Origin of the sequence: Paenibacillus timonensis, from assembly GCF_022427145.1 — a bacterium.
Lineage (GTDB): Bacteria > Bacillota > Bacilli > Paenibacillales > Paenibacillaceae > Fontibacillus > Fontibacillus timonensis.
Genome location: NZ_JAKSXN010000048.1, coordinates 1 through 15,031, shown reverse-complemented (window position 1 = coordinate 15,031; position 15,031 = coordinate 1). Strand labels below are relative to the sequence as shown.

Annotated in this window: 11 protein-coding genes; 6 read left to right on the top strand and 5 right to left on the bottom strand. The window is 55.7% G+C overall.

Annotation, left to right across the window (positions count from 1 at the left end):
- Position 1: 1 nt before the first annotated feature.
- Together MJ257_RS17905 and ald are read left to right on the top strand one after the other, a co-directional pair.
- Entirely contained in the window at positions 2 to 1,249 is a 1,248-nt protein-coding gene (locus MJ257_RS17905) for a PucR family transcriptional regulator (protein WP_240270513.1), read from the top strand.
- Positions 1,250 to 1,414: 165 nt separating this feature from the next.
- Entirely contained in the window at positions 1,415 to 2,548 is a 1,134-nt protein-coding gene (ald, locus tag MJ257_RS17900; RefSeq protein WP_240270512.1) for an alanine dehydrogenase, read from the top strand.
- A 152-nt stretch (positions 2,549 to 2,700) separates the two neighbouring features.
- Here the strand turns inward: ald and MJ257_RS17895 are convergent, their stop codons facing one another.
- From MJ257_RS17895 to MJ257_RS17875, 5 genes are all read right to left on the bottom strand, one after another.
- Positions 2,701 to 3,645 (bottom strand): D-alanine--D-alanine ligase, encoded by a 945-nt coding sequence (locus MJ257_RS17895; protein ID WP_240270511.1) that lies wholly within the window; start codon positions 3,643 to 3,645, stop codon positions 2,701 to 2,703.
- A gap of 63 nt (positions 3,646 to 3,708) precedes the next feature.
- Complete coding sequence (locus tag MJ257_RS17890; RefSeq protein ID WP_240270537.1) at positions 3,709 to 5,193, bottom strand: aminotransferase-like domain-containing protein; 1,485 nt, start codon at positions 5,191 to 5,193, stop codon at positions 3,709 to 3,711.
- 112 nt (positions 5,194 to 5,305) lie between these two features.
- Positions 5,306 to 7,186, bottom strand: coding sequence for a molecular chaperone HtpG (gene htpG, locus MJ257_RS17885; protein WP_240270510.1), 1,881 nt, complete (start codon positions 7,184 to 7,186; stop codon positions 5,306 to 5,308).
- 121 nt (positions 7,187 to 7,307) lie between these two features.
- Positions 7,308 to 8,486 (bottom strand): PstS family phosphate ABC transporter substrate-binding protein, encoded by a 1,179-nt coding sequence (locus tag MJ257_RS17880; protein WP_240270509.1) that lies wholly within the window; start codon positions 8,484 to 8,486, stop codon positions 7,308 to 7,310.
- Positions 8,483 to 9,772: an ATP-binding protein gene (locus MJ257_RS17875; RefSeq protein WP_240270508.1), complete on the bottom strand. Its 1,290-nt coding sequence runs from the start codon at positions 9,770 to 9,772 to the stop codon at positions 8,483 to 8,485. The genes MJ257_RS17880 and MJ257_RS17875 overlap by 4 nt, the downstream gene beginning before the upstream one ends.
- Positions 9,773 to 9,979: 207 nt before the next feature.
- On the opposite strand from MJ257_RS17875, the gene MJ257_RS17870 reads away from it, so the two are divergent.
- The 4 genes from MJ257_RS17870 to MJ257_RS17855 all read left to right on the top strand — a co-directional run bounded on the left by MJ257_RS17870 (position 9,980) and on the right by MJ257_RS17855 (position 14,834).
- The gene (locus MJ257_RS17870; RefSeq protein ID WP_240270536.1) at positions 9,980 to 10,630 is read left to right on the top strand and encodes a YitT family protein; all 651 of its coding nucleotides are present in this window, start codon (positions 9,980 to 9,982) and stop codon (positions 10,628 to 10,630) included.
- A 126-nt stretch (positions 10,631 to 10,756) separates the two neighbouring features.
- Positions 10,757 to 12,493, top strand: coding sequence for a cellulase family glycosylhydrolase (locus MJ257_RS17865; RefSeq protein WP_240270507.1), 1,737 nt, complete (start codon positions 10,757 to 10,759; stop codon positions 12,491 to 12,493).
- A 125-nt stretch (positions 12,494 to 12,618) separates the two neighbouring features.
- Positions 12,619 to 13,443 carry a methyltransferase domain-containing protein gene (locus MJ257_RS17860; RefSeq protein ID WP_240270506.1) on the top strand — a complete coding sequence of 275 codons (825 nt, stop codon included), beginning with the start codon at positions 12,619 to 12,621 and terminating at the stop codon, positions 13,441 to 13,443.
- Between the two features lie 488 nt (positions 13,444 to 13,931).
- Complete coding sequence (locus MJ257_RS17855; RefSeq protein WP_240270505.1) at positions 13,932 to 14,834, top strand: transposase; 903 nt, start codon at positions 13,932 to 13,934, stop codon at positions 14,832 to 14,834.
- Positions 14,835 to 15,031: the final 197 nt, after the last annotated feature.

Genomic DNA, 15,031 nt, shown 5'->3' with positions numbered 1-15,031 from the left:
TATGCGAGAAGATCAGGACGACCCGTTCGAACCTTACTCCGACAATCTGGAACTGCTCGCGGAGAAGATCAGCGACGCGCTGGGGCGTCCGGTCACGATCGAAGACGCGAACCACCGGTTGGTCGCCTACAGCTCGCATGTGCCGGAGACCGACGCGGCGCGTCTGGCCACCATCGTCGGCCGCCGCGTGCCCGATCAGGTCATCGGCAGCTTGTGGCGGGACGGCGTCATCCCTCGCCTGCTGGAGAGCGAAACGCCGATCCGTATCGCCGCGATCCGCGAGGTGGGGTTGAGCGAACGGGTCGCGACCGCCATCCGCTCGGGCACCCGGGTTGTCGGATTCATTTGGGTGCTGGAGACCGAAAGGCCCTTTTCGGATCGGGAAATGGCCTTATTAATGAAAGCCGCCCGAGCCGCCCGCACGAAAATGGCGCAATGGCAGCTCCAGCGCCATAAAGAAGATGAGGCGCATCGGGATTTTTTTTGGCAGCTGCTGACCGGGCATCTAACCAACGAAACCCTTATCCGGGATAAAGCCCACCGGATCGGAATCGCTCTTCCCTTGCATTTCCATGTGGTCATCCTGCAGTTTGCCGTCGAGGTCAAAGAAACCTGGCAACAGCAGGCGCAGGAGAAATTTGCCTCCGTCTGCAGCTACAGCCGGATCGTGCTGCGCGCCGTCGATAAGAACCAGCTGATTCTACTGTGCGCCCCGCTCGTGACAGGCACCTACGAGGGGATTGCCGGTCAGCTCGAACTTCTCCAGCGAAACTTGCGTTCCTTTTTCAAAGCGGATTATGACGGGCTGGCCAGCGGTTGTCTCTATAGCGAATACGGACGGCTGGAGGACAGCTACCGCGAAGCGTTGCTCCTGCTTCAGGTGAAACAGCGCTTCCCTCGGGAAACGGGAGACCTGGTGATGTACGGCGATCTCGGTTACTATCGCTATCTGCCGCTCATCTGGCAGGAAACGCGGAAGCGCGGCAACGTTAACGCCCAGTTGGCCAGGTTGCGTACGTACGATTTGGAACACCGCAGCGAGCTGCTGCATACGTTGGAAATTTTTTTGACGCACGACAGCAATGCCAAGACGGCCGCCGATGCGCTGCACATTCATGCGAATACGTTGAATTACCGGCTGAAGCGAATCGCCGAAATCGGCCGGATCGACCTGGCCAGCATGGAGCAAAAAGTAACGTTATACCTGGACCTGAAAGCCGAGCGTTTCGGCGGCAGCCGCGATTTGTGAAATTTCACAAACGCGGCGGTTTTTTTTCTTCGATCTCCACAAACAAAACCCGCCGTTCCTGTCCTATACTGATGTCAAATCCATTGACAGGTTTTGCCGATTTCTGGACAAAATAGGCTTTATGTCGGAATCGTCGTCAGCAAAATGGACGGAGGAGGAAACTTCATGATCGTTGGAGTGCCGAAAGAAATCAAAAACAATGAAAACCGGGTAGCCCTGACCCCTTCGGGCGCCTTCTCGCTGGTGAATGCGGGACATCAGGTGCTGATCGAATCGAACGCCGGGGCCGGCAGCGGCTTTGAAGATTCGGAATACGCGGCCGCCGGGGCTAAGGTGGTCGCGGGCGCGGCGGATGCCTGGTCTACCGATCTGGTGATGAAGGTAAAGGAGCCTCAACCGTCGGAGTACGGCTTTTTCCGCCAAGGTCTGATCCTGTTTACGTATTTGCATTTGGCGCCGGAGCCGGAGCTGACCCAAGCGTTAAAAGACCAGGGCGTGACGGCCATCGCTTACGAAACGGTCGAAGTGAACAAAACGTTGCCGCTGTTGACGCCGATGAGCGAAGTCGCCGGGCGGATGTCGGTGCAAATCGGGGCGCAGTTCCTGGAGAAGCCGCACGGAGGTAAAGGCATTCTGCTCGGCGGCGTGCCCGGCGTCAAGCGCGGAAGGGTAACGATCATCGGCGGTGGCGTTGTCGGGACGAATGCGGCCCGCGTGGCCATCGGCCTGGGCGCCGACGTAACGATCATCGATCTGAACGCGGAGCGTCTGCGGCAGATCGAGGACATCTTCGGCGCGAGCGTACAGACGCTGATGTCGAATCCGCAGCACATCGCCGAGGCGGTCGGCGAATCCGACCTGGTGATCGGCGCGGTGCTGATCCCCGGCGCCAAAGCGCCGAAGCTGGTCACGGAAAGCATGGTGAAGGCGATGCGCCCGGGTTCGGTCGTGGTGGACGTGGCCATCGATCAGGGCGGCATTTTTGAAACGGTGGACCGGATCACCACTCACTCCGATCCGACTTACGTGAAGCATGGCGTCGTCCATTACGCCGTTGCGAACATGCCGGGCGCGGTGCCGCGCACCTCGACGCAGGCGCTGGCCAACGCCACGCTGCCCTACGCGCTGGAGATCGCCTCGAAGGGCCTCTACACGGCGCTAAGCGAACGGGCCGCCCTCCGCAAGGGAGTCAACGTCGCCGGCGGCGCGATTACGTACGCCTCCGTCGCGCGGGACCTGCACTTCGAGTATGTGCCCGTCGAGCAAGCGCTGGAGCTGGCCGGCAACCTCGCCAACTAGGCGACTTGCGCAGCAACTGTGATCCAAGAGATCCGTCCCCTCGGGGCGAGTCTTTTTTGTGTCGGTTGCCTACTGGCGGGTCTTTTTTGGGAGTTGGCTGCGCTGCTGAGAATACCCCCCAAGCGGGAAATGTTGTACGAAATGCAACATTTTTACCGTTGCGCCGCCTCGGCAGTAACGCCCTTACCCCGCTCGGCAAGCGACAGCTCGATGATCCGGTCGAGGAGCTCGCCGTAACTCATGCCGGCGGCAGCGGCGCTGCGAGGCAGCAAGCTGTTTGCCGTCATCCCCGGCAGCGTATTTACCTCAAGCACGTAAGGAACGCCGTCTTTGAGGATCATGTCGACCCGAGCGTAAACGCGGCACTGAAGCAGCCGATAGCAGCCCAGCGCCGCTTCCCGCACCCGCGACTCCACCTCGGACGGCAACGTGATCGGCCGCTCCTCCGCCCCGCCGTCGCTGTACTTGGCTTCGTAATCGAACCACTCCGCCCCATTGGCCCGGATGCCCAGCACCGGAAGCAGTTCCCCGTTCAGGATCGGGCAGGTGATTTCCTGGCCGGACACCATGGACTCGACGAGCACGGATGCGTCCCAGCGGAGCGCCTCCTCCAGCGCGCCTCGCAACATCTCCGGCCGGTCGACGCGTTGTACGCCGATGCTCGAGCCTCCCGCGTTCGGCTTGACGAACAGCGGATAAGCTAGTCCCGCGAGCTCGGCTTCCCACGTTCCGTCAACGAACATGGCCCGCTCGAGATAGACCCCGTCCGGCGTCAAGATCCCTTCAACCTGCAACAGCCGCTTCGTCAGGTTCTTATCCATGCACAAGCTGCTGGATAACACGCCGCTCCCGGAATAGGGGATCCCCAACGTCTCCAGCACCCCTTGCACCGTACCATCCTCGCCAAACGCGCCATGCAGCGCGAGCAAAGCGAAGTCGATGCCCCGCACCCGGTCGATCAGCTCCTCCCGTTTCGTCACGTCAATCGGCACCACTTCATACTTGCTTGGATCCAGCCGCCCTACGATTTCCTTCCCCGTCATCAGCGACACCTCGCGCTCCGAGGAGACGCCGCCCATAATTACCCCTATTTTCATCCGATTCCTCTCCTTCAACCGTTGTTTGAGTCCAAGCACACTCAAGCGATCCGCAGCTTACTCTTATTCGTGAACAGCTTCTAACAGCTTCGCGGCCATTTCGCCGATCAGGCGAATCCCCTTTTCGATGTCTTCCTCGGACACACGCGAGAAACCGATCCGCATCGTGTTCCATCCTCCTCCGTCCACGTAAAACATATCTCCGGGCGTAAACAGCACGCCCTGATCCGCGCAAAGCTCCAACAGCTTCCACGTATCGAACCCGTCCGGAAACTCCAGGAACAGATGCAGCCCCCCGCTGCCCGACAGCCGGGAATACGGCACCTCACGCTCGCAGCAGGCTTTCGTCCATTCGTATTTTCGCCGATATTCGGCCCGGGCCCGTTTCAGATATTTCTCCAGGTTGCCGTTAAGCAAATATTGATATAGCAGCGACTGGTCCAGAGTAGACGTGTGTATGCTGCGCGCCCGTTTGACGCTTTCCAGCACCTCAATCAGCTCCCGGTCCGCCAGCACCCAGCCAACGCGTATCCCCGGGAACAGCACTTTCGAGAAACTTCCCAGGTATACCACTCCGTTCCCCTGCCCTGCCATCGCGATCAACGGCGCAACATGGGAACCGGAGTATCTCAACTCCTCATTAAAACCGTCCTCGATGACCGGCACCCGGTAGCGGCCAAGCAGCTCCAACAAGGCCATCCGCTTCTCGGCGGAAGTCACAATGCCGGTAGGGTTGTGATAGGAGGGCACCAAGAACGCACCGTCGAACGGCTGCATTTGAAGCTCCCGCTCCAGCGCGGCCAAGTCAAGGCCGTCCGGCTCCATCGGAATGCCGGTGATCTCGAACCCGTGCCGCCGCAAATTTTTGATGGCGGTCTGATGCGTCGGATTTTCGCAAAGCATGCGCCCGCCTGCGCCGCCGTCCCGCCCGATCGCCGACAGGACGATGTCCAGCCCCTCGGTGAATCCGCTGGTGATCAGCAGATCCTTGCCCGTCAGATCCACGCCCTTGCGTTCCATATATTTCAGCAAAAAATCAATGAGCGGTTTATATCCTTTGGCGTAACCATAGTTCAACAGAACGCGGCCTTCCACCGCCATCCGATCCAAAAAAGCGCGTTTCACGTTCTCCAAATCAAACAGCTGCTCGTCAGGGGCGATGCTCGTAAACAAAATTTTGCCTTTACCCGCCCGCAGGCCGGGCCTGCCGCGTTTCATATGGTCGAGCTCCACGGACAGCCGGGCTTGCCGATTCATCCGCTCGCGCCAATCCATCCGCCATTCGGGAACCGTATTGGGCCCCGGCGCGGCAACCTCGGCAACGAAGTTGCCTTTGCCGGTAACGGCATAAGCGAGCCCTTCTTCATTCAGAGCCTCGTACGCGGCAATAATGCTGCCCCGGCTGACGCCCAGCAGCTCCGCCAACTCCCGTGTCGACGGAAGCCGTTGGCCGGCCCGCAGTGCCCCTTGCATCATCAGCCGTTTGATATAATTACTCACCTGCACATAGACCGGCGTTTCGGCCACGAGCTTGAAATCATTAAACACCATGTATCGCCCCCATCCTCATGATGGCATATTCCAGGCCAAAAATAAAAGAACCACCCTCCCGCGTTTTTCGGAAGAAGGTGGTTCTCATCCTCTCGGGCTCCCGGCCCGCTTACACCATCACTTTGCAAATGTCGTTCGTAAATTCGACCGGATCGCTCACCGGCAGTCCTTCGATCAACAGCGCTTGATTGTACAGCAGGTTCGTGTACAAAGCCAGCTTCTCCTTGTCGCTGTCGTAAGCTTTCTTCAGCGACTGGAAGACATCGTGGTTCACGTTAAGCTCCAGCACCTTGTCGGCTTTGACCGACTGGCCGTCCGCGCCCGGCATCGAGTTCAGCACCTTTTCCATCTCGATCGTCAGCTCGCCTTCCGTCGACAAGCAGACCGGATGGGACTTCAAGCGTTTGGACGCTTTGACTTCCTTCACCTTGCCCGCAAGCAAGTCCTTCATCGCCGCGAACAATTCCTTGTTCTCGTCCGTATCGGCCTTCTCTTCGGACGTCTCGGCTTCGATGCCCAAATCGCCGCTCGACACCGACTTGAATTCCTTGTCCTTGTATTTCATGATCATCTTGATCGCGAACTCGTCGATATCGTCGGTGAAATACAGGATCTCGTACCCTTTATCAAGCACCAGCTCGGTTTGCGGCAGCTTCTCCAGCCGTTCCACCGATTCGCCGGCGGCATAATAAATATATTTCTGATCCTCCGGCATGCGGGAGACGTATTCGTCCAGCGTGACGAGCTTCTTCTCCTTGGACGAAGTGAACAGCAGCAGATCCTGCAGCACGTCTTTGTTCATGCCATAGTCGTTGTACACCCCAAACTTCAGCTGACGGCCAAACGACGCATAGAACTTCTCGTAGTTTTCGCGGTCATCCTTGAGCAGTGTTTGCAGTTGGCTCTTGATCTTGCTTTGGATGTTCTTCGCAATCGCCTTCAACTGGCGGTCATGCTGCAGCATTTCCCGCGAAATATTGAGCGAAAGGTCCTCGGAATCGACCATCCCTTTGACGAAACTGAAGTAGTCCGGCAGCAAATCGGCGCATTTGTTCATGATCAGCACGCCGTTCGAGTACAGCTCCAGCCCTTTTTCGTATTCCTTGGTGTAATAATCAAACGGCGTTTTCTCGGGAATGTACAAAATCGCGTTGTACACGACCGCGCCGTCCGCCTTAATATGGATATGCGAAACCGGCTTATCGAAACCGTAGCGTTTCTCCATGTAAAAGTTTTCGTAATCCTCGTCCGTCAGCTCGGATTTATTCTTGCGCCAGATCGGCACCATGCTGTTGACGGTTTGCTCTTCCGTATACGACTCGTATTCGCCTTCGCTGCCTTCCTTCGGCCGGCTGTTCGTGACGTCCATTTTGATCGGGTACCGGATGAAGTCGGAATATTTCTTCACGATCGATTTCAGCCGGTATTCCTCGAGGTATTCGTCGTATTGGTCGTCTTCGGTATTTTCCTTGATATGCAAAATAATATCCGTGCCGATCTCCGCTTTTTCGCACGGCTCGACCGTATATCCGTCAGCTCCCTTGGACTCCCACTTGTAAGCTTCGTCCGAGCCCAGCGCCCGGCTGACGACGGTAACCACGTCCGCGACCATGAATGCGGAATAGAAGCCGACGCCGAACTGCCCGATGATGTTGTGACCGTCCTTCAACTCGTTTTCGTTCTTGAACGCAAACGAGCCGCTATTGGCGATGATGCCAAGGTTGTTCTCCAGCTCGTCCTTCGTCATGCCGATGCCGGTATCGGAAATCGTCAAGGTGCGTGCCTCTTTGTCCGCCTTGATCTTGATGAAATAATCGTCCTTGTTGAATACCAGCTGATCATCGGTTAACGCCCGGTAATAAATTTTATCGATGGCATCGCTGGCGTTCGAGATCAGCTCGCGCAGGAAAATTTCTCGCTGCGTATAAATCGAGTTGATCATCATTTCCAGCAATCTTTTCGATTCGGCTTGAAACTGCTTTTTTGCCATGAAACAGATCTCCTTTCGCCGCATGGGGGAACTTGTCTAACCATATGTTAGCACTCTATATGACAGAGTGCTAATTCCTATTTTTTAGTTTATCGATCCTCCATAAGAGTGTCAATACGTTCTATGGGGAGACCGGCGTATAGCCCGTTTGCTCCACTATATACTGACCCTGCGGGGACAAAATCCACTCGATCAATTGCTCCACGTTGGGGTTGTCGCTTCCTGCCGTTACCGCGTAAAATTCCGCCGCAAACGGGTATTTGCCGCTAGCGATCGTCGTTCGGTCCGGCTTCACGCCGTCGATGTCCAGCAAGCGGATATTCCCGTTCTTGACCATCTCGGTGGCGTAAAACAGGAACGAATAACCCAGAGCGTTTTTGTAATTGCGGTAATCCGCGGTCCGCGAAATGATGCCGCCCATCCCGGAAGCGACATCCTCCTTGAGAGGTTCCGCCAGCTCACGACCGTCCATGACCCGCACCAGCATCGTCTGGCTTCCGCTGTCCTTCGGGCGCTGGAACGCGCGGATACGCGCATCGCCGCCCCCAACATCGTTCCAGCGGGTAATTTCTCCCGAGTAGATCCCGCGGATTTGTTCCGTCGTCAGACCCGTCACCGGATTCGACGCATTCACGAAAAAGACGAACGCCTCACGGCCGATCGGGGTGAGCTTCAATTCCTTGCCTTGCTTGCGGGCGGCGGCCTTTTGGCCCTCCGACGGCGCCGCAGCGAAGATTATGTCCGCCCGGCCTTCGATTAGATTTTTATATGCCTCGGGCGTTGTATTCACCATGACTTCGCTTTGGTAAAGGTCATATTCCTGGCGCGGATACACCGCCTGCGCAAACGCGGCATACAAGGGATAGAGTGCCGTTGCCCCGTCAAGACGCGGCAGATCCTTCGTCATCGTCAATTTGGACGGTTCCGGAAGCACCGCCAGCTTGCCCGTGTCTGCGAACGGCCGGTATGGCTCCATATTCACCTCATGATCGCTGACGACCGGAATGCTGTTATGGTACGCCTCGCGAAGCTCGTACACCACCGTCGTCAACCCGCCCAAGACAACGACGGAAAACAGCAATACATACAACTTGCGCCGGTGCCGTTCCGGCAAGAACATGAAGAAAGCCAGGAATACGACCATCACGGCCGATGCCGCCAGTACCAAAGGCGTATAGAACATCGCTCCGCCCGATAACGAGACGAACAAGCCGGCAAAAAAACCAAAAAACAGAATCACGCCGGATAAAAACACGCATAGCACAATTTTCACCACAAGCTCTCCGCTTTGTCTGCTCATCCTTCAACCCTCTCCCTTGCTTCTTCGTTTCGGGTGTAAATCGGCAAACTAATCGTAAACTTCGTCCCCGCTCCGGGTTCGCTTTCCACGTTTACCGTGCCGCCAAAAGAGAGGATCGCCTGATAGGAGAAGGTCATGCCCAGCCCTGTCCCGGAGGATTTGGTGGAAAAGTAGATCGATCCGAGACGTTTGGCCTGTTCATCAGTCATGCCGACCCCGTTATCCTGAATCGTTAAAATGACCCGACGCGACTCGATCTGCAGCCGCAAAGTAACCTTGCCCCGAGAATGCGGCACTTCGGCACAGGCTTCGACGGCGTTCTTGATGAAATTCACTAGCACCTGCTTCATTTTATCGGGATTGGCCAAAATCCATACCGGCTCCGGCGGATGGCTGATTTCGAGCAACACGTTATGCATGTTCGCATACGGGCTCATGACATCCTTCGTGATCCGCAGCATTTCCTCCAGGTCGGTAGGCTCTTGCTTATCGCCGATCGGCTTGGATATGGCCAGATACTCGGATAAGATGTATTCCGTGCGGGCGATTTCGCTCATGCAAATTTCAATGTAGCGTTCAATCCGCCCCCGATCCGCCGCTCCGTCGCGGATCAACGTAAGAAACCCTTTCACCGCGGTCAGCGGATTCCGTACCTCATGGACCAGCGAAGCCGCCACGTGACTGATGGCCCGAACCCGTTCGTTTTGCCCATAGCTGATGAACAACTCTTTATCGGTAACCGCTTTTCTGAACAAAGTAATCAGCAGCCAGCAGCCTACCAAGTTCTGCATCGGGATAACCAATAAATGAAAACTCAGATTGCGGATGACCGATTCCGGATTTTCCAGATAAACGAACAGAAGCGGCGTTACGGAAAAAAACACGCCCGCCAGCAATAAAATCAGCGACTTTTTTTCGGATTTCCGGTACATGCGGTACAGCAAGTAAGAACCTGGGAACGTCACCAGCATGATCACCATCGCAATGAACGTCCCGTCGCCCCCAATATATAAACGATACATAAGAAACTCCGCCAATAGGGCGAACCCCGTCTGAAGTCCCCCGAATATCAACCCGAAAAACATGATGGTATACCTGATGTCGTAAAAATAACCGTTAACCACGCTGGCCCCGAAGGTCATCGAAAGGAACAAACAAATCATGCTGGAAAACGCGATGAATTTCTGCGTGTAGTTCCGGGATTGATCGCGATAGTACACGCTAAACATGACGAACGGCATATGGGCAAAGAACAGCTGAAGAATAATATCCTTAAGAATGGTCATGCATGCTCACCCTTCATCGGCTGATTGGGTTTCACCCTGTTATGTACAACCCTTTTATTCCATATTTCTCCCCCTAAACCCTTTTTCTCCGGCAACAAAACATGGATTGGGCAGGTGTCCTTGGCATGCCCGCCTGCTCGGGCGCATAGGCTGTATAAGCAGGACTAGCCTGCCATTCCATCTTCTTGAAGGATGATTTTCGTGTCGATGAAACGTTCCCCCGTCCGGGCTTATTTTCTGCGCCGCTTATGGCAAAAGAGCTCCCATATCATCGCCGGCTCGCTGATCCAAGGCTTCGCCATGGGCGTATTCCTGTTCCCCCATTCGATCCCCTCCGGCGGCGGCGCAGGCATTGCCGTGCTGCTGAATTATTGGTTCGAGCTGCCGATGAGCCTTGGCTTATGGCTGACCAACATCTCGTTTCTCCTGTTTGCCGTCCATTACTTGGGGCGGATCAGCGCGATCGGGACCATCATGGTCATCACGGTAACTTCGGTATCCGTAAATTATTTTGAAGTGTACTTCCATACCCCCTTTGCCAACGTTTGGGTCAACCTGCTTGCCGGTTCCCTGTTTCTGGGCATCGGCATTTCCATTCTGTTCAAGGAACGGGTAACGAACGGCGGAATCGGCTTCGTTGCGCTCGCCATTGCCAAGCGGAAGCGGGTGAACCCCGGCTCGGCGTTATTCTGGATGAACGGCGGGATCTTTCTCCTTACGGCGCTCGTCATCGATTGGAAAATCATCATTCAAGCCCTGCTCTGCCAATGGCTGTCCACCCGGATCGTCAAATGGCTGCACACCCCTTCGGTCATCGGGAAGCGCCCCTTATATTTCCTGGCTTGGCGAAAGAAATGAGGTTTTATCCAATTTAGCCATGAAATTCCTCCTAGTTTTTCAGGTATTTTGAGATCGACGACCATGGTATTTTATTATCTGGTAAACGCTTTCAAAAGAAAACTGGAGGAGGTTCGAAACGAATTGATGAGGAAAAGCAAACGTAAATCCGCGCTCGCGCTGGCCTTAGCCGCTGCGCTGCTGGCAGCCTTATTTGCCGGCGTAGCGGCGCCGGGGGCCAAAGCCGCGGCGGCCGACCCGTCCACGAGCGCACCGTCCAAACGCTCCATGCAAGCGGTGGTTGAGGCGATGCAGCCGGGATGGAATCTGGGCAATACGTTGGACGCCACCGGCGACGACGAAACGTCCTGGGGCAATCCCCGGGTGACGAAGGAACTGATTCAAACGATTGCCGCTCAAGGCTACAAAAGCATCCGGATCCCGGTAACCTGGGACGTCCATCTCGGCGATGCCCCGAATTATCAAATTGAACCGGCTTATCTGGACCGGGTCCAGGAAGTCGTGGACTGGGCACTCGACGCCAAGCTGTACGTCATGATCAATATCCATCACGACTCCTGGCTTTGGGTTAGCCATATGGAGAAGAACCATGACGAGGTGTTGGCCCGCTATAACGCGCTGTGGGAACAAATCGCTGACCGGTTCAAGGATTATCCCTCCAAGCTGTTGTTCGAAAGCATCAACGAGCCGCGGTTTACCGACGGCGGGACAACGGACCGCGCCAAGCAATACGAGATGCTGCGCGAACTGACCACGTCCTTCCACTCGATCGTTCGGGAGTCGGGGAGCCAGAACGCCGTGCGCCCGCTAGTGTTGCCGACGCGGGAAACGTCTCCGGCGCAAGAGGATCTGGACCAGTTGTACGAGACGATCCGCAGCTTGAACGATCCGAATCTGATCGCAACGGTGCATTATTACGGCTTTTGGCCGTTTAGCGTCAATATCGCCGGGTATTACCGGTTTGAAAAAGATACCCAGCAGGACATCGTCACCACCTTTGACAACGTATACTACACGTTGGTTGCTAAAGGCATCCCCGTTATTCTTGGCGAGTACGGCCTGCTTGGTTTTGATCGGAGCACCGCCGTCATCGAGCAAGGTGAAAAGCTCAAATTTTTCGATTACCTGTTGAATGACGTGCAGTCGAAACGGATCACCCATATGCTGTGGGATAATGGCCAGCATTTCGGCCGGTTGACTTATAAATGGTCGGATGAGGAGCTGTACCAGCTCATGAAGGCGAGTTGGAAAAAACGCGTCGCGACCGCGGAAACCGATCTCGTGTATGTACGAAAAGGCGCGGAAATCAAGGATGTCAAGATCAAACTCCAATTGAACGACAATCCGCTCACCGCTTTGTTTGCGGACAGACAGAAGCTGAAGAAAGGCAGCGATTACGAGCTGAACGGCGAGGAACTGACGCTGAAGTCCGGGCTGTTGACCCGTTTGACGAAGCACTCGCACCTGGGCCTTCATGCCACGTTATCCGCCCGATTCAGCTACGGGCCCGACTGGCGGATGAAAGTGTGCGTCTATGACACCCCCATCCTGAGCGATGCGGCGGGCACGACCGATGCCTTCACCATCCCGATTCGGTTTAACGGGAACCAGTTGGCGACGATGGAGGCGTTTTACGCCGACGGCAGCTTCGCCGGTCCGCAAAACTGGACCTCGTACAAAGAGTTCGGCTATACGTTTATGCCGGACTTGGCGTCCGGACAAATCAAGCTGCTGCCGGAGTTCTTCAAAGAGGTGAAGGACGGCGAAGTGACGCTGAAGTTCCATTTCTGGAGCGGGGAGATCGTCAGCTATAAGCTGACCAAGACCGGTACCGCCGTGAAGGGCCAGGCCATCCCGCAATAAAGCGAGCACGGGCAAGAACGCCCGACTCAACCGACGGTTGAGTCGGGCGTTTTTTTCTAGGAACGGGTTATTGTGCGGTTGCGTGATCGCCCCCTACAATAGGGATACCAAGGAGCGTGAAGCAGATGAAAGAACAGTTGGCCCGCACGATCATCCGGTACCGAAAGGAAAAGGGATGGACCCAGGACGAGCTGGCCCAGAAACTAGGACTGTCCTTCCAGGCAGTCTCCAAATGGGAAAACGCCCAGACGATGCCCGATATCACCCTTTTGCCCCCGCTGGCCGGCATTCTGGGCGTCACGGTCGACAAGCTGCTAGGGTATGCCGCCCAAGCGGAGCCGGTGACGATCTACGAGGAGCAGTACCGGATTCCCGAGTATTACTGGGGGACGGAGCCGAATTCCTCTTGTTATCAAATCCTGCAATGGATGCCCCCAACCCGTCCGCTTAAGGTGCTCGACATCGGCTGCGGGGAAGGAAAAGACGCGGTTTTCCTGGCCCGCAACGGCTATGAGGTCACCGCGTTCGACGTGACCGATGCCGGCATTGAGAAGACCAAACGGCTAGCAGACCGTGCAGGGGTGCACGTCAACGTGTTTAAGGCCGACATCCGCGACTTCCGGCTCGATACGGAATTCGATATTTTGCATTCGAGCGGCGTACTGCACTATCTCCCGGCGGAGGAGAGAGCGGATGTATTCGCGAGTTATCAGCGTTTTACCCGGGATGGAGGTCTGCACGTGTTTAACGTGTTCGTGCAAAAACCTTTCATTGCCCCGCCGCCGGAAAAGGAACCTTTCGCCTACCCCTGGCATTCCGGCGAGCTTCTCGCGTTATACCGCGACTGGCTGATCCGGGACAGCGCGGAGGTCGTGTTCGACTGCAACTCCTCCGGCATCCCCCATCAGCACGCGATGGCAAAAATCGCCGCACAGAAGGTTGTCGATTAAGTTCATGGCGCGAGGACGGGAGAGCAGATGCCTCTCCCGCACCCTAATGCTGCTGTCTCACCTTGTTGCATCCTCTCCGTCTTCCTGCAACCTGATGCACGTGGCTTCACTCTACTGCTGTTGCGTCCTTGCGCGTCCTTGCGCGTCCTTGCGCGTCCTCGCGCATCCTTCCCTCCTCCCGTAACCTGCACCCGCTGCCTCACCCTGCCGCATCCTCCCTGTCTTCCACAGCCCTACTGCTGCTGTCTTTCTCTGTCGCATCTTCCCCGTCCTCCCCGCAACTTGCTGCAGTCTCGTCTTGCTGAATCCCTGCCACCCCCACAGTCCCCCTCCACTGCCCCCTTTGCACGATTATCCCTATTGATCAGGAAGTTAGGAATCGGTAAGAAAAAAACAATAAGCTAGACTTGAAATGAGAACATTTGTTTGGTATAATTTAACACAAAGGGAACGTATGTGCGCGTTTATTGCTTTGGGAGGGAAAAACTATGGAAGTAACTGCGGAATCAACTCTTCAACCAACCAGAAGCCGTTATTCTAGCGAGGAAGAGTGCATGGAGGCGTTGATCGCGATGAAGTGGCCGAACGGCTTTGTTTGTCCGCGCTGTGCTTATACGCGTTGCAGCCGCGTGACATCTCGGCGCATCCCCTTGTTCGAGTGCGGAAGGTGTGCACATCAAACGTCAGCTTTGGTCGGCACGATTTTTGAAGGAACGCGTCTGTCTCTGTTGAAGTGGTTCCAGGCGCTGGAGTTGTTCCTGCTTCCAGACGGCATCTCGGCGATGCGGCTGAGCCAGGTGATCCAGGTCACCTACAAGACCGCCTGGTTATTGCTCCACAAAATACGCCATGCCGTCGGGGAATTCGATGCCCGGGAGCTGTTAAGGGGGGACGTGAAGGTGAACAGCGATCAGTACGGATATGACCCAAACCGTTGCCAGCTTTCGCATCCCTACGCCTTGGCGGTCGTAGCGGGGTGTACAGTAACGGAGTCAGGCGAGCCCGAACAGGTGAAGATCCATTTGATACCGCAAAAAAGAGGAGACGGTAGAAGAGCAAGCCGACAACAGCTTGCTGCGTTCATCAATGATCACGTGGAGGTAAGTACTTCGACGCTTCCCTCGTTTCCCTTGACCTTCCGGTTGTATTTGCCTTTGCGTAAAGTGGTGCGGGAGGCATGGAAATCGTTGACGAGTACCTACGCAGCTCTGGGACATAAGTATCTGCAGGCGTACCTGAACGAGTACACCGTGCGCCGGCATCTACGCTTACAGCCGAAAAAAACGGCAATGTGCCGGAAGTTGCTGCAAATGTGTATGACGACTCCTGCGCTCTGTTACCGCCAACTGATCGCAGCCCATCCGAATCCCCCTCTTTCCATAGCAGCCTAATAAGGGGGTGTGTTTGCTGGGGGAAGCTTGCCGACTAGCATCTAATTACACCTAGCTGATCTATTAAAGCTCTTAATCCTAACTAATTGCTTAGATCCAATCTATTGCCCAAATCCAATCTATTGCTCAAATCCAATCTATTGCTCAAATCTAATCTATTGCTCAAATCTAATCTAATTGCTCAAATCCACACTAAT